19 protein-coding genes and 2 tRNA genes are annotated in these 20,047 nt (G+C 72.1%); 16 read left to right on the forward strand and 5 right to left on the reverse strand.

The genetic code is table 11. The annotated features are described in order from the left end of the window. The first annotated feature begins 149 nt into the window (after positions 1-149). The 4 genes from PS271_RS19420 to PS271_RS19435 all read left to right on the forward strand — a co-directional run bounded on the left by PS271_RS19420 (position 150) and on the right by PS271_RS19435 (position 1,644). Entirely contained in the window at positions 150-479 is a 330-nt protein-coding gene (locus tag PS271_RS19420) for a hypothetical protein (protein WP_398383325.1), read from the forward strand. 131 nt (positions 480-610) lie between these two features. Next, positions 611-973, forward strand: a complete 363-nt coding sequence (locus tag PS271_RS19425; RefSeq protein WP_030366211.1) for a WhiB family transcriptional regulator — start codon at positions 611-613, stop codon at positions 971-973. Continuing rightward, positions 970-1,296, forward strand: a complete 327-nt coding sequence (locus PS271_RS19430; protein WP_398383327.1) for a putative WhiB-interacting protein — start codon at positions 970-972, stop codon at positions 1,294-1,296. Before PS271_RS19425 ends, PS271_RS19430 begins: the two co-directional genes overlap by 4 nt. Before the next feature lie 132 nt (positions 1,297-1,428). Then, complete coding sequence (locus PS271_RS19435) at positions 1,429-1,644, forward strand: hypothetical protein (protein WP_398383329.1); 216 nt, start codon at positions 1,429-1,431, stop codon at positions 1,642-1,644. A gap of 18 nt (positions 1,645-1,662) precedes the next feature. On the opposite strand, the gene PS271_RS19440 is transcribed toward PS271_RS19435, so the two are convergent. Together PS271_RS19440 and PS271_RS19445 are read right to left on the reverse strand one after the other, a co-directional pair. Further along, the gene (locus tag PS271_RS19440; RefSeq protein ID WP_398383330.1) at positions 1,663-3,042 is read right to left on the reverse strand and encodes an ABC1 kinase family protein; all 1,380 of its coding nucleotides are present in this window, start codon (positions 3,040-3,042) and stop codon (positions 1,663-1,665) included. Positions 3,043-3,089: 47 nt separating this feature from the next. Beyond that, entirely contained in the window at positions 3,090-4,271 is a 1,182-nt protein-coding gene (locus tag PS271_RS19445) for a ThiF family adenylyltransferase (RefSeq protein ID WP_398383331.1), read from the reverse strand. A 169-nt stretch (positions 4,272-4,440) separates the two neighbouring features. Between PS271_RS19445 and PS271_RS19450 the strand changes: the two genes are divergently transcribed. The 4 genes from PS271_RS19450 (at position 4,441) to PS271_RS19465 (ending at position 8,425) form a co-directional block, all read left to right on the forward strand. Continuing rightward, positions 4,441-5,037, forward strand: a complete 597-nt coding sequence (locus PS271_RS19450) for a M48 metallopeptidase family protein (protein ID WP_398383333.1) — start codon at positions 4,441-4,443, stop codon at positions 5,035-5,037. A 141-nt stretch (positions 5,038-5,178) separates the two neighbouring features. Then, positions 5,179-6,948: a TerD family protein gene (locus PS271_RS19455; RefSeq protein ID WP_398383334.1), complete on the forward strand. Its 1,770-nt coding sequence runs from the start codon at positions 5,179-5,181 to the stop codon at positions 6,946-6,948. A 17-nt stretch (positions 6,949-6,965) separates the two neighbouring features. Continuing rightward, the gene (locus tag PS271_RS19460) at positions 6,966-7,649 is read left to right on the forward strand and encodes an AIM24 family protein (protein WP_398383335.1); all 684 of its coding nucleotides are present in this window, start codon (positions 6,966-6,968) and stop codon (positions 7,647-7,649) included. Positions 7,650-7,666: 17 nt separating this feature from the next. Then, positions 7,667-8,425: an AIM24 family protein gene (locus PS271_RS19465; protein ID WP_398383336.1), complete on the forward strand. Its 759-nt coding sequence runs from the start codon at positions 7,667-7,669 to the stop codon at positions 8,423-8,425. A 67-nt stretch (positions 8,426-8,492) separates the two neighbouring features. Here PS271_RS19465 and PS271_RS19470 read toward each other — a convergent pair whose 3' ends face one another. Then, complete coding sequence (locus tag PS271_RS19470; protein WP_398383337.1) at positions 8,493-9,014, reverse strand: NUDIX hydrolase; 522 nt, start codon at positions 9,012-9,014, stop codon at positions 8,493-8,495. Next, positions 9,011-10,441: a zinc-dependent metalloprotease gene (locus PS271_RS19475; RefSeq protein ID WP_398383338.1), complete on the reverse strand. Its 1,431-nt coding sequence runs from the start codon at positions 10,439-10,441 to the stop codon at positions 9,011-9,013. Before PS271_RS19475 ends, PS271_RS19470 begins: the two co-directional genes overlap by 4 nt. A gap of 191 nt (positions 10,442-10,632) precedes the next feature. Between PS271_RS19475 and PS271_RS19480 the strand changes: the two genes are divergently transcribed. From PS271_RS19480 to PS271_RS19495, 4 genes are all read left to right on the forward strand, one after another. Beyond that, positions 10,633-11,760, forward strand: coding sequence for an SDR family oxidoreductase (locus PS271_RS19480; RefSeq protein ID WP_120753623.1), 1,128 nt, complete (start codon positions 10,633-10,635; stop codon positions 11,758-11,760). Positions 11,761-11,915: 155 nt separating this feature from the next. Beyond that, the gene (locus tag PS271_RS19485; RefSeq protein ID WP_398383340.1) at positions 11,916-12,374 is read left to right on the forward strand and encodes a molybdenum cofactor biosynthesis protein MoaE; all 459 of its coding nucleotides are present in this window, start codon (positions 11,916-11,918) and stop codon (positions 12,372-12,374) included. A gap of 112 nt (positions 12,375-12,486) precedes the next feature. Further along, entirely contained in the window at positions 12,487-12,657 is a 171-nt protein-coding gene (locus PS271_RS19490) for a hypothetical protein (RefSeq protein WP_398383342.1), read from the forward strand. Between the two features lie 124 nt (positions 12,658-12,781). Continuing rightward, positions 12,782-13,870, forward strand: a complete 1,089-nt coding sequence (locus PS271_RS19495; protein ID WP_398383344.1) for a YlbL family protein — start codon at positions 12,782-12,784, stop codon at positions 13,868-13,870. Between the two features lie 131 nt (positions 13,871-14,001). On the opposite strand, the gene PS271_RS19500 is transcribed toward PS271_RS19495, so the two are convergent. After that, a complete protein-coding gene (locus PS271_RS19500) occupies positions 14,002-14,592 on the reverse strand; it encodes a PPA1309 family protein (RefSeq protein ID WP_398383346.1) in 591 nt (196 codons plus the stop codon). 144 nt (positions 14,593-14,736) lie between these two features. On the opposite strand from PS271_RS19500, the gene PS271_RS19505 reads away from it, so the two are divergent. The 4 genes from PS271_RS19505 (at position 14,737) to PS271_RS19520 (ending at position 20,011) form a co-directional block, all read left to right on the forward strand. Continuing rightward, the gene (locus tag PS271_RS19505) at positions 14,737-17,616 is read left to right on the forward strand and encodes a UPF0182 family membrane protein (RefSeq protein WP_398386935.1); all 2,880 of its coding nucleotides are present in this window, start codon (positions 14,737-14,739) and stop codon (positions 17,614-17,616) included. A 41-nt stretch (positions 17,617-17,657) separates the two neighbouring features. Then, positions 17,658-17,731, forward strand: a tRNA-Met gene (locus PS271_RS19510). 236 nt (positions 17,732-17,967) lie between these two features. Beyond that, entirely contained in the window at positions 17,968-19,854 is a 1,887-nt protein-coding gene (locus PS271_RS19515; protein ID WP_398383348.1) for a tetratricopeptide repeat protein, read from the forward strand. 83 nt (positions 19,855-19,937) lie between these two features. Beyond that, a tRNA-Met gene (locus PS271_RS19520) sits at positions 19,938-20,011 on the forward strand. Positions 20,012-20,047: the final 36 nt, after the last annotated feature.

Raw genomic sequence — 20,047 nt, forward strand, 5'->3', positions numbered from 1 at the left:
CGGACGGCATACCCATAGCCTTCCGAGCACGGAGACAACGGCTCTTCCGGGAGCCGTCGGATCCGTGCTGTACTGAACCAGCTGCACTGACTCAAAAGCCCGGACCTGTCCCGACAGGTCCCCGACGACGCCGAGAGGAGGCGAGACCAATGATCAGCTTCAAGACCCGCAACAAAATGACCGATCGCCCGGTCTTTGCCATCCGTCCGCTCGGCTTCTCCTTCGACTCGCTCCGGGGCACCGGTCTGTCCGGCGCCGGCTTCGCTCCGATCAACGGCTCCGCCCTGATCGGCGAAACCTCCCTGATCAATGAGCGACCGACCGAGGCGTCCGCGGTAAGGGCAGCAGCAACGGCACAGGCCCAGGCCTATGCCCTTGCGGCGACGACCAACGGCGCCGGATCCGTCAGCACGCAGCAGCACCAGCACCACACGATGTGGGCCTTCCGTGGGCTCGAACCCTGGAGAGATCCAGCCTGATCGGCATGATCAGGTCGGCACCTTCCAGGGCCGCGGAACCCACACCGGGATCCGCGGCCCTTTTGTTTGCCCCCTCGCCGAGGGGAACCAGCCCGGCCACAAGCCGGAAGACAGACGAGGAAAAAGACACCGTGCAACTCAAGGCGCACACCCCGTCAGTAGCGACCGACCTGATCCCCCCGCCCGTCCCCACGGAGGACACCTTGACCCCCCTCACCGCCCTGACCGACCTCGACGACGCGATCGAGAACCTGGGCACCCCCGTCCCCTGCCGCAGCTACGACCCGGAGGTCTTCTTCGCCGAGTCCCCCGCGGACGTGGAGTACGCCAAGTCGCTGTGCCGGACCTGCCCGCTGCGTGAGGCCTGCCTCGCCGGCGCCATGGACCGCCGCGAGCCGTGGGGCGTCTGGGGAGGCGAGCTCTTCGTCCAGGGCGTCGTGGTGGCCCGCAAGCGCCCCCGTGGCCGTCCGCGCAAGAACCCGGTCGCCGCATGAGCGTCTTCGGCACCATCGACCGCCCCACCACGCACGACCCCAAGAAGCAGGATCCGGCCATGCACCGCCACTCCGCCGAGCCCTTCGGCCCCGAATTCCCCCTCCGTGACACTGCCCGCGCGACCGCCTCGCGCCAGAACAGGAACCTCGAAATGCAACTCATCCCAGAAGCCCTGGCCCGTGCCCATATGCACGAGCGACTGAGGGAGGCCGATTCCGAAAGGAGGGCCACCCGGCTGGCCGCCGCCCGGCGCATGCAGCGCCGCGCCGAGCGCGCCTCGATGCGCGCCCGCCGGGCCCTGGCCATGGCGGTCATGAACTGACCCCGGCCGCCCCGGGGGGCCTCGCCCGCCACGTGCTCCCACCCCCGCGGGGCCGGTCCGCACGGACCGGCCCCGCGGGGCGTTCGGGTGCGTTGTGCCCTCGCGGCACCTCTGCGGGGATATCGTCTGGGAGTGGACCAGAAGACGCATGAATCAGTGCAGTTGAACCCTGAGGCCACCGAGACCGACGAGACCATCGCCTGTGCTTGCTGTGGCACCCCCGCCGACGGTGCGCCGCCGACCTGGACCTGCTCCTTCGAGAACGGCCGCCGCCGCTACTTCTGCGACGACTGCGCCCGGGCCAACATCAGATCGATCGAGGGCCGCCTCGACTCGGCCTGGTGGTGAGGCCGGGCGCCCGGCCGGTCAGGCCGGCGTCTCCCGGCTCTCCCCGGCCGGGCCCCCGCCCGCCGCCGCGAAGCCGGGCACCCACGCCTCCATCTCATCCCGCAGCCGCACGGTCGCGCCCAGCTGGCACAGCACCCCGATCGTGCTCGTCGTCACGCGGTGTATCAGCAGATACGCCGGCGGGAGATTGAGCTGCCGGGCCAGCTGATACGCGGGGGAGCGCGGATCGGCGATCCGCGTTGCCTGCGCGCGCATCCAGCCGCGGGTGAAGGTGAACTCCGGCACCTGCGCCGGCTCGATGATCGGCAGCAGATAGTCGAGCACGGCACCCGGATCCAGCTCGATCTCCGGCTTGACGAACCCCTCCTCCCGCAGCAGCTCGTGGACCGCCTCGGCCTCGCCGTCCAGCGTCAGCCGCAGCGCGGTGCCGATCTCCGGCGGGAGGCCCTGCGGCAGCCGGTCGACCGTGCCGAAGTCCAGCACGCCCAGCCGCCACTTCTCCGGCGGGCCGTCGGGGTCGTCCCCGGTCAGCAGCCGGAAATTGCCCGGATGCGGATCGGCGTGCAGCAGGCCCGTGCGCGCCGCGCCCGAGAAGAGGAAGCGCGCCAGCAACTGCCCGGCCCGGTCCCGCTGCTCCTGGGTGCCCTCCGCTATCACCTCCGACAGCGGCAGCCCCTCCATCCACTCGGTGACCAGCACCTGATCGCTCTGGTGCACCACCTCCGGGACGACCACATCCGGATCGCCAGCGAACTCCTCGGCGTGCGCACTCTGCGCCCGGGCCTCCAGGACGTAGTCCAGCTCCTCGGAGACCCGGTCCTTCAACTCCGAGATCAGCGGCTTGATGTCCATGCCCGGCACCAGCGGCCCCAGCAGTCTCGCGAACCGGCCCAGCTGGGTCAGGTCCGAGAGCAGGGCCTCGCCCGCGCCCGGATACTGCACCTTCACCGCGACCTGCCGGCCGTCGTGCCAGACCGCCCGGTGCACCTGCCCGATCGAGGCGGCCGCCGCGGGCCGGTCGTCGAACTCCTCGAACAGCTCCCGCCAGTCCTCGCCGAGCCGCTGCGCCAGCGCCGCGTGCACCGTCTTCACCGGCATGGGCGGGGCCGCTTCCTGAAGCTTGGTCAAGGCGGCCCGGTACGGCCCGGCCACCTGCTCGGGAAGGGCCGACTCGAACACCGACAGCGCCTGACCCAGCTTCATCGCACCCCCCTTGAGCTGCCCGAGCGTCGCGAAGAGCTGCTCCGCAGTGCGCTGCTGCAACTCCGTCGCGATCAGCTCCGCCGGCCGCCCCCCGATGCGCTTGCCGAGCCCCAGGGCCGTGCGCCCCGCGAACCCCAGTGGCAACGCGGCCAACTTGGCGGTACGCGTGACCGCCTTGCGGGGTAGATCAGACATTCGCCCCTCCAACTAGCTGAGCTGAACAGCCACGCCGCGGACGGCGGTTACCTGCTCATTGTCCCGTGCGATGGCCCCGTACCCGCGGCACACCCGGGTTCCGGGGAGCGCGCCGCGCCGCAGGGGCACCGCGGATGCGGCTCGACGGGCCGCGGGGACCAGGCCGGACCCGGCAGCGCCAGCTCCAGCCGCACCCCCGCGCTCGCCGGGGACCCACCGTCGAGAAAGGCCAGAGCCCTCGCCACGGTCAGCCCCGCCACAACCGTGGCCAGTGCCATGTCGCACGACGGTACCCCCGAGCCGCGGCCCGAACGCCACTGGGCGAGCATCCGCGGCCAGGCCGGATCGCGGCCGGCCCGCCCCAGCTCGACGCAGCCCGCACAGGCCGTCGCCCCGGGCAGCACCAACGGCCCCACCAGACCGGTCGCTTCCAGGACGCCCGCGTACATGTGCGGGGTGCCGGACAGAACGAGCTCCTGCGCGGCGCCGGGATCGGGCGCATACGCGGCCAGCCCGTCCCTCGGGGCGAACACCACCAGCGCCAGAGGCGGCTCCGGCTCACCGCCCCGCCGGGAGCGCCGCCGCGGCTCCGGCGCCGCCTCCCGCACGGCGCGCCGCGCCGCGGTCTCCCGCCGCTCCCCGCACCGCGCGGCGCCCACCCCGCCCGGCCCCGCGTCCCACGGCTCCACGCAGCCGCCGTCCATCACATCGACCTGCCCCATGCCCGAGGCCGACAGCAGCGCCGCGACGGCCGCGCCCACCCGGCCGGCGCCCCGCACCTGCACCCGCATCGCCTGCCGCGCCCCCATCAGCCGCATCGCCTCGCCCGGCCCCGGGTGCAGCACGGACAGCGAGGCCAGGTCGGGTCGCAGCCGCTCCAGCGCCGCCCCCGTCCCCCGCAGGGCCGCCGCCCCCTCGCCGCCTCCGCACGGGTCGTCGACCAGCCCGGCCGCCGACAGCCGCTCCACCAGGGCGTCCGCCCGCCCCTCCGGCAGGCCCACGGCTCTCGCCTCCTCGCGCAGGAGCGGCATCCCCCGGGTGCCGTCGAGCAGGCCCAGGAAGCTGCCCGTCGCCGTGTCCACCGGCCCCACCGTCACCGCATGCGCCGGGGCCACCCCGAACTGGACGGTGTCCCGATTGCGCCAGCTGCGACGCAGTGCGGGCTTGAGCATCGGATGGGCGGATGACGCGGATTGGTCATGATTCACGCGCTCTGCGGTCTTCTGCATGGTTCCCCCTCGGTCGGCCTCCAGCATGGACCGCCCGCGCCGCCGCCGTGAGAAGTTGTCCACAGGCACGGTGTGATGGTCGTACGAATGCTGTTCCCGCGGGGGTCTTTGCCCCCGACAAGGAGCGATGGGCGGGACTTCACGCGCCGGCAGCCGGTAACGTCGGGGCGTGCCCGTCGACCCTCTGCACAGTGCCGCACGACCCCAGCGCAGCGCTCCCGGCCCGCTCACCGGCGGCGCCGGGCCCGGTGCGGTCGAGGTCCGGCGGAGCGCGCGCCGCCGCAGGACGGTCTCCGCGTACCGGGAGGGCGACCGCACCGTGGTCCTCATCCCCGCGCGCATGTCGGAGGCCGAGGAGCAGCGCTGGGTCACCACGATGCTCGACAAGCTCGCGGCGCAGGAGAGCAAGCGCATGCTCGGCGACGCCGAGCTCGCCGAGCGCGCCGCCCGCCTGTCCGGGCAGTACCTCGGCGGCAGGGCCCGCCCCGCGACCGTCCGCTGGGTCACCAACCAGAACACCCGCTGGGGCTCGTGCACCCCCGCCGAGGGCAGCATCCGCCTCTCGCACCGGCTCCAGGGCATGCCCGAATACGTCCTCGACTACGTGCTCCTGCACGAGCTGGCGCACCTGCTCGTCCCCGGCCACGGCCCCGGCTTCTGGCGGCTCCTGGAGGCCTACCCGCGCACCGAGCGCGCCCGCGGCTACCTCGAAGGCGTGGTGGCCGCCGACCGGCTGCCCCATCTCCCCGCAGCGCGCAGCGAATGAACCGCGCCCGGTCCCGCCGCGTCCCCCATGGAGGACGCGGCCGGTCCTGAGTCGGATGATCCAGCCCTCAGCCGTTAGCCTGACGCAACGCATTCATCACACGTTTTCATCGCACGTTCGGATGGGGGACGGTCGTAACGCATGGCCAGGGAATTCCAGCGCGGCCACAAGGCCAAGATCAGTGACCTGACGGCGGGGACCGATCTGTACGTGGGAGTGCAGATCGCGGGTCCCGGCCTGACCTTCGACATCAGCTGTTTCGGCCTCGACGCCGCGGAGCGGCTCTCGGACGACCGGTACTTCGTCTTCTTCAACCAGCCCAAGTCGCCCGAAGGCGCCATCCAGCAGCTCGGCGCGCAGGCCGGGGACACGGAATCCTTCCGCGTCACCCTCGACCAGATCCCCCCGCAGATCCAGCGCCTCACCTTCACGGCCACCCTCGACGGCGCCGGCCAGATGTCGCAGACCGGCCCCGGCCACCTCCGGATCGTCGCGGGCGGCCAGGAAGTCGCGCGCTACTCCTTCACCGGAAGCGAATTCAGCACCGAACGCGCGGTGATGCTCGGCGACATCTACCTCAAGGACGTCTGGCGGTTCGCCGCCGTCGGCCAGGGCTTCGACGGCGGCCTGGAAGCACTGCTCAGGAACTTCGGCGGCGAGGTGCTGGAGGAGGAGCCCGAGACCCAGGCGCCCCAGGCACCGCAGGCGGCCCCCGCCCAGGCACCGGTCGCTGCGCCCGCGTTCGCCCCTCCGCAGCAGACGACCCCGCCCCCGGCCTTCGCCGCCCCCGCGGCACCGGCCCCCGCGCCCGTACCGCCCCAGGCCCCGGCGCCCGCGCCCGCTCACCAGGCCCACACGCCCCCGCCCCACCAGGGCTTCCCGCCCCCGCCCGGCAGCACCCCGCCCCCAGCCCCGCCCGCCGGGCAGATGCACGCCGCGCCGACCCTGGCCGCCGGGATCGCCCCTCCGGGCTTCTTCAACGACCCGGGCGCCTCGTCCGGCGGCCAGGTCCCGCCGCCGCCCGGCCCGCCCGGTGTCCCCGGCCAGCCGGCCCCGTACGGCCAGCAGCCCGCCCCCTACGGTCAGCCCGGCCGGCAGCAGCCCTACGGCCAGCAGCCCCAGGCGCCGCACCAGGCGCCCCAGCAGCACGCGCCCTACCCGGGCCAGCCCTACCCCGCGGCCCCGCAGCACGGTCAGCCCTACCCCGGCCAGCCCGCCCCATACGGCCAGCCGGCCGGCGCCCCGGGCGCGGCAGGCGTCCAGGCGGCCCTCCAGAAGTACCGGGAAGTGCCCACCGGACAGCGCTGGACCCTGCAGAACCCCAAGCTCATCCGCGTCGACCTCGGCGTCGACCAGCAGCCCGTGCTCGCCCGCCAGGGCAGCATGGTGCTCTACCAGGGCAAGGTCGAGTTCGGCTACAAGGGCGCCGGCTTCGCCGGCCGCATCGTGGGCAACGCCACCGGCCAGGAGCTGCAGCTGATGCGCTGCACCGGCCGCGGCCAGGTCTTCCTCGCGGAGACCGCCGCCCACGTGCACCCCATCGAGCTCCAGGGCGACGCCCTCTGCGTCTCCGCGGAGTCGGTGCTCGCCTTCGACGAGTCCCTCCAGCACGAGGTCCGCCGGATCGAGGGCCACGGCATCCCCGGCGGCGCCCTGTTCACCATGCAGTTCCAGGGCCACGGCACCGTCGTCGTCAAGACCCACGGCACCCCCGTCGTCCTGCCGGTCACCCCCTCGACCTACGTGGACAGCAACGCGATCGTCGCCTGGTCCGCAGGCGCCCAGGTGATCATCTCCAGCCAGGTGCGGCTGCGCCGCAGCTCCTTCCCGGGCCACAGCGGAGAAGCAGTGAACCTCCAATTCCGGGGCGCTCCCGGCAATTTCGTCGTCGTCCAGCCCTACGAGGTCTGAGGGAGCCCGCGAAGACCATGAACCAGACACCGATCCAGGGCTACGCCCCCACCCCCGTCACCGCCCGCATGGAGAACCACGGCAGCAGCATGCTGAAGGTCGCCATGCAGACCGGGCAGGACCTCTTCGCCCGCACCGGCTCGATGGTCGCCTACGACGGCTACGTCCAGTACGACCCGAACCCGCCCGCGGTCCGCCAGATGGCCTCCCAGTGGCTCACCGGCGAGGGCGTGCCCCTCATGCGCTGCCACGGCGACGGCCTGCTCTACCTCGCCGACTACGGCGCCGACGTCGTCTGCCTCCAGCTCAACGGCGACTCCCTCTCCGTCAACGGCACCAACGTCCTCGCCTTCGACGCCCAGCTCCAGTGGGGCGTCGAGCGCGTCAAGGGCATGGCCAAGTTCGCCGGGCAGGGCCTGTTCAACGTCGGCATCAGCGGCACCGGCTGGGTCGCCCTCACCTCCCGCGGTACCCCCGTCGTCGTGGACTGCGGGCGCGGCGACGACGAGACCTACGTCGACCCCGACGCGCTCGTCGCCTGGTCCAGCAACCTCAGGATGAAGGGCAAGCGCAGCTTCAAGGCTTCCTCCCTGATCGGCCGGGGCAGCGGCGAGGCCTACCAACTGGGCTTCTCCGGCGAGGGCTTCGTGGTCGTACAGCCCAGCGAGGACAGCACCGACCGGCTCCGGGCCCGGGGCTGAGGGGGAACGAGGACACCATGCAGAGCCCGCTTTTCGGCTTCACCGAGGCCCAGACGCAGGACCGCTACGCCCTGCAGAACCCGCAGATGCTGCGCGTCTCCCTCACCGGCCACGACGACGTCCTCGCCCGCAAGGGCTCGATGGTCGCCTACCAGGGCCTGATCGAGTTCGACGGCGAGTACCAGACCCGCGGCCAGCAGAACTCCCGCGCCCGCACGGGCGAGGGCCTGGACCTGATGCGCTGCTCGGGCCAGGGCACCGTCTACTTCGCCAACCTGGCCCAGCACGTCCACGTCGTCGACGTCGACCGCGACGGCCTGACCGTGGACGGCGCCTACGTCCTCGCCCTGGACTCCACGCTGCACTGGGAGACCATCGCCGTCGACAGCCAGTACGGGATCTCCGGCACCGGCGCGTACCAGCTCAACATCAGCGGCCAGGGCAAGGTCGCCCTCATGACCTCCGGGCAGCCCCTGATGCTCCAGGTCACCCCCGACCGGTTCGTCAGCGCCGACGCGGACGCCGTGATCGCCTGGTCGACGTCCCTGCGCGTGCAGATGCAGGCCCAGACGTCGTCCTCCGGCGTGTGGCGGCGCCGCGGCAGCACGGGGGAGGGCTGGGAGCTGAACTTCGCCGGCCAGGGCTACGCCCTCGTCCAGCCCAGCGAGCTGCTGCCGCCCCAGGGCGCCGAGATCGGCCAGGGGCTCATGGCCCAGTACGGCCTCGGCCAGCAGGGCGCGCACGGCCGCAACCAGGGCAACATCTGGTCCAACTGAGCCGGCCGCATACGTAAGGGGCGGTCACCATAGGTGACCGCCCCTTACTAGATCCAGCATCAGGCTGCTACAGGCGCTCCAGCGTGCGCCGCACCAGCTCCACCACCGAGGCGTCGGCGACATCGCCCACCTCGGCGTACGGGAACCAGCGCAGGTCCAGCGACTCGTCGCTGATGGCCGCCGTCGCGCCCGCCGGCACCAGCGCCGCGTACTGCACGTCCAGGTGCCAGTTGCAGGGCGACGGGATCGGGTGCCGGTCCAGCCGCACGGGGCCGCCCGGCAGCAGCGTCAGGCCGGAGATCCCGGACTCCTCCGTGGCCTCCCGCAGCGCCGCGGCCTCGACCGTCGCGTCACCGGGCTCGCAGTGGCCGCCCATCTGCAGCCACATCCGCAGCTTGCGGTGGAGCGTGAGCAACACCTGACCGCGCGAGGGGTCGATCACCAGGGCGCTCGCCGTGACGTGCCCGGCCTCGCAGGGCTTCCACATGCCGTCCGGGTGGGCCGCCAGGTGGTCCAGATAGAGCCCGCGCAGCTCATCCTGGTCCGCGTACTCCTTCAGCACGCGGACCGCGTCCTCGTGCAGGCTCACTTCTTGTCGTCACCCTCGCCGTCGGCGCCGGGCCGCTCGCCCTTCTCGCCCTCGCCCTTCTCGTCCTTGGCGCTCTTGCCGCGAGCGGCCTCGCCGAGCATCTTGTCGATCTCGGAGAAGTCCAGGTGCTCGCGGTGGACGAAGCCGTCCGGGTCGTCCAGGTCGGCCGCGGTCGGCAGCATGTCCGGGTGCTCCCAGAGGCCGTCACGGCCCTCCGGGCCGCGCGCGTCCGCCAGCGAGGCCCACAGCCGGGAGGCGTCCCGCAGCCGGCGCGGCCGCAGCTCCAGGCCGATCAGCGTCGCGAAGGTCTGCTCGGCCGGGCCGCCGGAGGCGCGCCGCCTGCGCAGCGTCTCCCGCAGGGCGCCGGCCGACGGCAGGTGCGGTGCGGCGGCCGCGTGCACGACGGCGTCCACCCAGCCCTCGACGAGCGCCAGGGCGGTCTCCAGCCGGGCCAGGGCCGCCTTCTGCTCCGGCGAGTCCTCCGGCTGGAACATGCCCTGCTGGAGGGCTTCCTGCAACTGCTCGGGGTGGGTGGGGTCGAGCTGGCCGACCACGTCCTCCAGCTTGGAGGTGTCGACCTTGATGCCACGGGCGTAGCCCTCGACGGCACCGAAGAGGTGCGAGCGCAGCCACGGCACGTGCGCGAAGAGCCGCTGGTGGGCCGCCTCGCGCAGGGCCAGGTAGAGCCGCACCTCGTCCAGCGGGACGCCCAGGCCCTCGCCCAGCGCCGCGATGTTCACCGGGAGCAGCGCGGCCTTGCCCGCGGGGCCGAGCGGCAGGCCGATGTCGGTGGAACCGACGACCTCGCCCGCCAGCACGCCCACGGCCTGGCCGATCTGCGTGCCGAACATGGCGCCGCCCATGGAGCGCATCATGCCGAGCAGCGGGCCCGCCATGGCCTGCATCTCCTCGGGCAGCACGCCGCCCATCGCGGCGCCCACGCGCTCGGCGACCGGGTCCACGAGCTCCTTCCACACCGGGAGGGTCGCCTCGACCCACTCGGCGCGGCTCCAGGCCACCGCCGTGCCCGAGCCCGACGGCAGCGACGTCACGCCGTCGAGCCACAGGTCGGCCAGGCGCACGGCCTCCTCGACCGCGGCCCGCTCGCCGGAGGTGACGCTCGCGTCCTTGGTGCCGTCGGCGGTGCCCTGCGCGACGGTCTTGCGGGCGATGTCCTTGGCCATGTCCCAGTTCACCGGGCCGCCCTCGTAGGAGAGCATCTGCCCGAGCTGCTGGAAGGCCGCTCCGAGATCACCGGGGTTCATCGACCCGAACATCGCGGCGAAGGGGTTGTCCCCGCCCTGCCCGCCGAACCCGAACGGATCCGCAGGCCCCTGGCCGCCTTGGCCCTCGCCCTTCTTCTTGCCGTCGCCGCCGTTCTCGGGCTCCTCCGGCGGAAGATTGAATCCGAATGGGGTGTCACTCACGGGTTTCCTCGGCTCGTAGGGCCGCCGGCGGAAGGCCGGCGGCGAATGCCCGACATCACCACCAGCCTAGACACCTCACCGGTATCCGGGCTTGGTGCTTCGCCGACCCGGGGCCTGCGGCAGGATGGACGTCACCTGGTCCGTACGCGTCATCTCTCGTACGTACTGAAGACAACCGCTGGAGACGCCCGGTGAGTTCCCCCGACCCAGAAGTTCGCGCAGCGCGAAACGGTTCCGCGCGAGACAGTACGAGCCCGCACGGCGGCCGACGGCCCGTCGTCGCGGTCACCGGTGCCGCGCGCGGCGTCGGCGCCCTGCTCACGCAGCGGCTCGCCGTGTCCGAGCACATCAAGCAGGTCGTGGCGATCGACGAGCGCCGCGGTGACGTGACCGAGGCGCAGTGGCACGTGCTCGACGTCCGCGACCCGGCGATCGCCGAGAAGCTGCGCGGCGCCGACGTCGTGGTGCACCTCGCGCTCGACCTCGACCTGGAGACCGACGCCGCCGCCCGCACCGCCTACAACGTGCGCGGCACCCAGACCGTCCTGACGGCCGCCGCGGCCGCCGGAGTGCACCGCGTCGTGCTGTGCACCTCCGCGATGGTCTACGGGGCCCTGCCCGACAACGACGTCCCGCTCGCCGAGGACGCCGAGCTGCGCGCCACCGCCGAGGCCACCGGCGTGGGCGACCTGCTGGAGATCGAGCGGCTCGCCCGGCGGGCGCCGCGCGCCCACCCCGGCCTGAACGTCACCGTCCTGCGGCCCGCTGTCCTCGTCGGCGGCACCGACACGGCCCTGACCCGCTACTTCGAGTCGCCCCGCCTCCTGGTCGTCGCCGGATCCCGGCCGACCTGGCAGTTCTGCCACGTGGAGGACCTGGTCAGCGCCCTGGAGTTCGCCGCCCTGGAGAAGGCGGAGGGCGAGCTCGCGGTCGGCTGCGACGGCTGGCTGGAGCAGGAGGAGGTCGAGGAGCTCTCCGGCATCCGCCGCATGGAGCTGCCCTCCGCGGTCGCCCTCGGGGCGGCTTCCCGGCTGCACCGCCTCGGCCTGACGCCGTCGCCCGCCGGCGACCTCGAGTACACGATGCACCCGTGGGTGGTCAGCGGGAGCCGGCTGCACGAGGCGGGCTGGAGGCCGCGCTGGACGAACGAGGAGGTGCTCGCCGAGCTGCTGGAGGAGGTCTCCGGCCGGCACACGGTCGCGGGCCGCCGCCTCGGCCGCAAGGACGCCACCGCCGCGGGCGCCGCGGGGGCGACCGTGGCACTGCTGGGCACCGCCGCGCTCGTCCGCCGGGCCCGCAAGGCGCGCCGCAGGCTCTAGCGGCTCTCCGAGCCCGCGAGGGCCCGCAGGGCGCGCAAGCCCGTACAAGGCCCGCACGGGCCCGCACGGGCCCGTAGGACCGCCCAGGAGCCGTCTCGTACGGCTGTGTGAAAGGCCGGTCCTCGCCCGCCCCGTGCGTACGGCACGATGGGGCCATGGCGCCTACGTACGATCACCCCGGCGAGCTCGCCGCGGCGGACCCGGTCCGTCTGCTGGCGGTGCGCGACACCCCCTTGTCCGTCGACGAGGTCTTCTCGGCCGTGGGCGACCACGCCGCGGGAGGCACCGCGCTCTTCGTGGGCACGGTGCGCGACCACGACGGAGGCGCGGGCGTCCGGGGGCTCGGCTACTCCGCGCACCCCACCGCGGAGGCGGAGCTGCGCCGCGTCGCGGAGAAGGTCGCGGCGGACTTCCCGGTCCGGGCACTGGCCGCGGTGCACCGGGTGGGGGACCTGGAGATCGGTGACCTGGCGGTCGTCGTGGCGGTCTCGTGCCCGCACCGGGCGGAGGCGTTCGAGGCCTGCCGCCGGCTCATCGACGACCTCAAGCGCGAGGTCCCGATCTGGAAGCACCAGGAGTTCTCGGACGGCACCGAAGAGTGGGTCGGGATCTGAAGGATCACTTCCGGTTGCGTAACCGGCCCCCTGACGTGAGCGTTGAGTGTGCGAAAGACTAATCTGCTCATCGGTCTTTTCAGTGGCGGTGCTCGGGGGTCCGGAGGTCGGTATGGCGGCACTCGTGTGGTTGCTGATTCCGGTTGTCGCGGCCCTCGTTGCCCTCCTGTGGGGCACCTGGGCCGCCCGTAACCGCAAGGCCGGGGACATCTCCGAGCTCGCCGGCTACGCACGGTTCCGCGAGGCAATGGAGCGCTCGGATTCCGGTACCGGAGTCTCCTGACGCGCCCCCGGGCTCGCGCCGGAGCGCGGGCCCGTCACCGGGAGCCCCGGGCGGCCTCCCTGCCCGCTCCCCGGACGGACCGCCCCGCGGGTGGACTGTCAGACACGTCCCGTACTGTCGTTCCATGCCCCGCCGCACCGCGACGATGCTCGCCTCCCTCTTGATGCTGATCGCGCTCCTCTGCGCGGGCGTGCTGATCCCCGTGCCCTACGCGGAAATGTCGCCGGGGCCGACGGTCAACACGCTCGGTGAGCACGGCGGGGAGCCGGTCCTCCAGATCTCCGGCCGCAAGACGTATCCGACGACCGGCAATCTCAACATGACGACGGTCCGCGTCACCGGCTCCCAGTACCGGATGAATCTGGTGGAGGCGGTCTACGGCTGGATCGCGCACGACAACCTGGTCGTCCCGCACTCCACGCTCTACCCGGACGACAAGACGCCCGACGAGCTCAACCAGGAGACGGCGGAGGAGTTCACCCAGTCCCAGGAGAGCGCCAAGGTGGCGGCGCTCAAGCAGCTGGACATCCCGGTCGGCTCGCGCACGGTGGTGTCGTCGGTCGTCAAGAACAGCCCGGCCGAGGGGCAGCTGCACGCCGGCGATGTGATCAAGGCCGTCGACGGCACGGAGGTCAAGCAGCCCGGTGACGTCGCCAAGCTGGTCACCAAGCACCAGCCCGGCCAGAAGGTCACCTTCCGGATCGTTCCGGCCAAGGAGGCCGCGGCGGCCGAGAAGGAGAAGCGGCAGCCCACCGGCGAGCAGGACGTCACCCTCACCACGGCCAAGGCGCCCGACGACAAGCGGGCCGTGGTCGGCATCCAGGCCGGTACGGACCACACCTTCCCGTTCACGATCAACATCAAGCTGGCGGACGTCGGCGGGCCGAGCGCCGGGCTGATGTTCGCCCTCGGGATAGTCGACAAGCTCACGCCCGGGGACATGACCGGCGGCAAGTTCATCGCGGGCACCGGGACCATAGACGACAGCGGCAAGGTCGGCCCGATCGGCGGCGTCGAGATGAAGACGGTGGGCGCGCGCAACAAGGGCGCTCAGTACTTCCTGACGCCGAAGGACAACTGCGCGGCCGCCGCGAAGGACAAGCCGTCCGGGCTCACGCTGGTCAAGGTCGACACCATCGGCGACGCCGTCGGTGCCCTGGAGAAGATCCGCAAGGGAGACTCGGCGGGCCTGCCGCTCTGCTCGGCAGGGTGACCTCCCGCTTACCGGGGCTCCGCCCCGGCCCCCGGCCCTGGGCTCCGCCCCCGGCCCCCGAGCGCCGGGCAGGCTGAGTTCTCAGCGCGCCCGGCGCTCAAGGCGCCCGGAGCTCATGCGGACCGGTCCTTCTAGTCCTCGAACGTCGCCGCCAGCGCCTCCGCCAGGCCCGGCACCAGGTCCGGGCCGGTGAGGACCTCGGTCGGCGAGTCCTTCTCGCGCAGCCGCACCGCGGTCTCCCGCGCGCCGTCCCGCAGCACGGCGACCGTCATCCGGACCTCCTGCCGCTCCGGGTGGGCGGCGACCCACTTGGCGAGCTGCTTCTCGCTCATGCCGTTGGGCACGGTGCCCTCGGCGGACGGCGGCAGCATCAGCCGCTCCACGGTCAGGGCGCAGCCCGTCACCGCGTCGGGCCAGGCGATGGTGCCGAGGAACTTGTCCAGGGGGGTGCCCGCCTGGATCTCGTCCTGCTCGATCGGGGTCAGGGAGCCGGCCTGGGTGCTCTCGTCGAGCCCGAGCTGATCGGCGAGGCCGGGCTCCTGGGCGCGCAGCTTGCCGGTGTCGACGAGGGCGAACAGCCGCGCGGGCTGGTCCCAGCCGAGGGTGGCGGCGTACTGGTCGATCTCGAGGACGGCGCGGGTCAGCGGGCTGGCCGCCATGGGGACGTCGCTGCCGGGGCCGGTCGGAAGGGAGGGGTCGGGGGTGCTGGAAGTGCTGGACATGAGCAATATCGTGCCCTGAGAGTGACCGAAAACGGGAACTGAGTAAAGCCTCGGTAAGTTGCCACCTTGGGCCCTAGGATCGCTGGGCCCTGATCGACAGCTCCATCCACAGCGAACTTCGAGGTGCGCACCTTGGCTTTCCAGATGCCGGACCGCGGCGGAGGCCCGACAGGGCCACGGATCAGAGTCGGCCGTCCGTCCCGGCGGATCCGGACCCTGCTGACGACACTGGGAGTGCTGGCCGCACTGGCCATGCTCTTCGTGATGTTCGCGGGGTTCTGGACGGACTGGCTCTGGTACCGCTCGGTGGACTACTCCTCGGTCTTCACCACCACCCTCGGCACCAAGATCGGCCTGTTCGCGGTCTTCGGCCTGCTGATGGCGCTGGCGGTGGGGGTCAACGTCTGGCTGGCCCACCGGCTGCGGCCGCCGCTCAGCGCGATGTCGATGGAGCAGCAGAGCCTCGACCGCTACCGGATGAGCATCGCGCCGTACAAGAAGTGGGTGCTGCTGGCGGTCACCGCGCTCGTGGGCCTGGTCGCCGGCGCCTCGGCGGCCGGTCAGTGGCGCACGTGGCTCCAGTGGGTCAACGGCGTCTCCTTCCACCAGAAGGACCCGCAGTTCCACAAGGACATCTCCTTCTACACCTTCGACCTGCCCTGGTACCGCTTCCTGCTGAGCTTCGGCTTCGCCGCCGCGGTGCTGTCGCTGATCGCCGCCGCCCTGGTGCACTACCTCTACGGCGGCCTGCGGCTGACCAGCCCGGGGCACCGGGCCACGGCCGCGGCCACGGGGCACCTCTCGGTGCTGCTCGGCATCTTCGTGGGCCTGAAGGCCATCGCCTACTGGCTGGACCGCTACGGCCTGGCGGTGAAGTCCAGCGGCCTGAAGTCCACCGACGGCTGGACGGGCCTGCGCTACGTCGACGCCAACGCGTATCTGCCGGCCAAGACGATCCTCTTCATCATCGCGCTGATCTGTGCGGTGCTGTTCTTCGCCACGCTGTGGCGGCGCACCTGGCAGCTGCCGGTGATCGGCTTCGGGCTGATGGTGCTGTCGGCCGTCCTGATCGGCGGGCTGTACCCGGCGATCGTGCAGAAGTTCCAGGTCCAGCCGAACGAGCAGGCCAAGGAAGCGCCGTACATCAAGAAGAACATCACGGCGACGCGCGAGGCGTACGGGATCGGTGACGCGGACGTCCAGAACTACAAGGGCAACAGCGACCTGACGGGCAAGGACCCCGAGAAGGTGCGCGCCGAGGTGAACGCGACGGCCAGCCTCCGTCTCCTCGACCCGAACCTCGTCTCGCCCGCCTTCCAGCAGGAGCAGCAGGTCAAGGGGTACTACCAGTTCCCCTCCACGCTGGACGTCGACCGCTACAAGGTGGACGGCAAGGAGCAGGACACGGTCATCGGTCTGCGCGAGCTCAACCTCAAGGGCATTCCCGAGCGCAACTGGATCAACGACCACTTCAAGTACACCCACGGCTACGGCGCCATCGCCGCGAAGGGCACCACGACCGACAAGGCCGGTGCGCCGGACTTCACGGCCAAGAGCCTGCCGACCGAGGGTCTGTTCGGCTCCTACGAGCAGCGCGTCTACTACGGCGAGAAGACGACGCAGTATTCGATCGTCGGCGGCCCGCAGGAAGAGCTGGACTACTCCTCGGACAAGGGCGAGCGGAGCTACTCGTACAAGGGCAAGAGCGGCGTGAGCCTCTCCAGCCCCGTCAACCGGGCCGCTTACGCGGTGGCCTTCGGTGAGCCGCAGATCCTCTACTCGGGCGCCATCGGCGAGAATTCGCGGATCCTCTACAACCGCACCCCCAAGGAGCGCGTCGAGGCGGTCGCCCCCTGGCTGACCATCGACGGTGACGCCTATCCGGCGGTGGTCGACGGCCGCATCCAGTGGATCGTGGACGCGTACACGACGACGAACGGCTATCCGTACGCCTCCCGTACGACCCTCGGTGACACCACGGCCGACTCGCTGACGACCGGGCAGCGTGCCGTGGTCGCGCAGCAGAACCAGGTCAACTACATCCGCAATTCCGTCAAGGCGACCGTGGACGCCTACGACGGCACGGTGAAGCTGTACCAGTGGGACACCAAGGACCCGGTCCTCAAGACCTGGATGAAGGCGTTCCCGGGCACGGTGAAGGCCAAGAGCGAGATCAGCTCCGGCCTGATGGACCACCTGCGCTACCCGCAGGACCTCTTCAAGGTCCAGCGCGAGCTCCTGTCCCGCTACCACGTCACCGACTCGGAGACGTTCTACACGGGCAGCGAGCGCTGGGAGGTGCCGGACGACCCGACCAACACCAAGGGCAACGCCGTCCCGCCGTACTACCTGAGCATGAAGATGCCTCGCCAGGAGAAGCAGACCTTCTCGCTGACGACGACCTTCACGCCCAAGAACCGGCCGAATCTCGGTGCCTTCATGGCCGTGGACGCCGATGCCAAGAGCGCGGACTACGGGAAGATCAGAATCCTGAAACTCCCGTCCGAGACCTCGGTGTGGGGACCCCGGCAGGCACAGGGCAAATTCAACAGCCACACACCCGTCGCCGACCAGATCAACATCTGGAAGAAGGGCGATTCCGAGGTCGAGTACGGAAACCTGCTGACCGTGCCCCTGGACGGCGGGCTGCTGTACGTGGAACCGGTCTATCTGCGGGGTGCGGGCTCCAATTACCCGCTCCTGAAGAAGGTGCTGGTGAACTACGGCGACAAGATCGCTTTCCGGGACACGCTCGACGAGGCCCTGGACGAGATCTTCGGGAGCAAGGGCGAGCCCACGAAGCCCCCGGCCGAAGGCACCCAGAAGCCTGCCCCCTCTCAGGACCCCACCGTCAAGCAGGCCCTGAAGGACGCCCAGGACGCCTTCGCGGCGAGCCAGAAGGCCCTGGAGAACAAGAACTGGGCGGACTACGGCAAGGCCCAGGACGCCCTGAAGGACGCCTTGGACCGGGCCGCCAAGGCCGAGGCCAAGGCCGCCGAGAAGAGTGGCAAGCCAGGAAGTTGATCAAGCCCGCCCCGCGCCGTGGTACGGTTGTTCCACAACAGCGCGGGGTGGAGCAGCTCGGTAGCTCGCTGGGCTCATAACCCAGAGGTCGCAGGTTCAAATCCTGTCCCCGCTACTTCAAGACAGGCCCGGAGTCCGACCTCGGACTCCGGGCCTTGTCGTTCCCGGACCCCGCCGGCCCACCCCGGCCGTGCGGTGTCCGGGTGACGCGGACTGTGCGGGTTGTGTGCGGGGCTTCTGTGGAGAGTTTGGAGCCCCGTCGTGTCGGGAAGTCGGGAAGTCGACAAAACGCTGAAGTGACCTCACTGGCTGCGGTATACCAGGTGTACGCGGGTTGCGGGTGGTGCGACGATGGGGCTTATGGGGGACAGGACGACGCTGTGGGAGACAGGCCGGCTTGTAGAGGCTCCCGGTGACGGGAGCGACCAGGAAATGCCGGGCGTGCCGGGATTCCGTCCCGGCACGGCGGACTCCGCCGACGCCGGCGACGCCGCCGACCTCGAGCTGGAGACCGCCCGCCGCCGCGCCGCGGAGGGCAGCGACCCCGCCGCCCTGAGCATGCTCGGTGCCCTGCTGCTGCGCCGTGGAGACCTCGACGGGGCGGAGCGCCACCTGCGCGCCGCCACGGCCGAGGGCGACCGCTCCGCCGCCAACAACCTCGGCGTCCTGCTGCACCAGCGGGGCTACGCCGACGAGGCCGCCGGGTGGTGGCGCATCGCCGCCGTCGCCGGGTCCCCGGCCGCCGCGCACGCCCTCGGCCGCTACCACCGCGAGCGCGGGGACGAGCCCGCCGCCGAGTACTGGCTGCGCCAATCGGCTGAATCCGGGCACGCTCTGGGCGCCTACGCCCTCGCCGACCTCCTGGAGCACCGCAGCGACGTCGGCGCCGAGCGCTGGTTCCGGGCCGCGGCCGAGCGGGGTCACCGCGAGGCCGCCTACCGCCTCGCCCGCATCCTGGACGGCCGCGCGCCGCGCTCCCGCGCCGAGAGCCTCGGCCCCGGCGGCGTCGAGACCTCCGTGCGCGAGCTGCGCGCCGCCGCCGCGGGCGGCCGCGACAGCAGCGGCCCGGCCCGCGAGGCCGAGCAGTGGTATCGCCAGGCCGCCGCCCGCGGCCACCGCCGGGCCGCCCTCCACCTGGGCACCCTGCTGGAGGCCCGCGGCGAGTCCCAGGAGGCCGCCCGCTGGTATCTCACGTCCGCCAAGGACGGCGAGCCCCGCGCCGCCTGCGCCCTCGGCTTCCTGCTGCGCGACGCCGGGGACACCGAGAGCGCCGCCGTGTGGTGGCGCCGCGCCGCCCAGGAGGGCGACGGCAACGCCGCCAACGCCCTCGGCGCCCTGCACGCCGACCGCGGCGAGTCCCAGGAGGCCGAGCGCTGGTACCGCTCGGCGCTCGACCACGGCGACGTCAACGGCGCGTACAACCTCGGCCTGCTCTGCGCCGAGCAGGGCCGCACCGCCCAGGCCGAGCAGTGGTACCGCCGCGCCGCCTACGCGGGCCACAAGGAGGCCGCCAACGCCCTCGCCGTGCTGCTCCTCCAGGGCGGCGACGCGGCCGGCGCCGAGCCGTGGTTCTCCAAGGCGGCCGAGGCGGGCAGCGTCGACGCCGCCTTCAACCTCGGCATCCTCTACGCCGGGCGGGACGAGGACCGCACGGCCTTCCAGTGGTACGAGCGGGCCGCCTCGGCCGGGCACACCGACGCCGCCCTCCAGGTCGCCATGGCCCACCTGCGCGACGGCGACGAAGAGGCCGCCGAGCGCCACCTCCGCGTGGCCGTGCGGGGCGGCAGCGCGGAGGCCGCCTTCCGGCTGGGCGCGCTCCTCGACCGGGACGAGGAGGCGCGCGAGGAGTGCGAGGAGTGGTACGGCCGGGCCGCCCGGCAGGGCCACCGCCGCGCCCAGGTGCGGCTCGGGATGCTCGTCGCCGAGCGGGGCGACGTGGTCGAGGCCGCGCACTGGTACCGCGAGGCGGCCGAGGCCGGCAGCCGCAACGGCGCCTTCAACCTGGGGCTGCTGCTGGCCCGCGAGGGCAGCGAGCCGGAGGCCGCCCTCTGGTGGGCCCGTGCGGCCGAGTCCGGCCACGGGCGGGCCGCCCTGCGGCTCGCCCTGCTGGCGGCGCGGCGGGGCGACCTCACGGAGGGGCGGCACTGGTGCGACCGGGCCGTCGCGCTCGGGCCCCCCGAGGTGGCCGAGCGCGCGGCGCGGCTGAGGGACGCGTTGCAGCAGGAGCTGACCGCGTAGAGCTGCCCGGTCCGCCGGATCGGGCAGCCCGGCTTACCTCATTTGCCTCAGCAGCCCTCGCCGGGATACTGTGAACTCAACGACGCGGGGTGGAGCAGCTCGGTAGCTCGCTGGGCTCATAACCCAGAGGTCGCAGGTTCAAATCCTGTCCCCGCTACTGAAGGCAAAGGCCCGGATCCGTAAGGATCCGGGC

It is taken from the genome of Streptomyces sp. SCA2-17 (genome assembly GCF_044336695.1).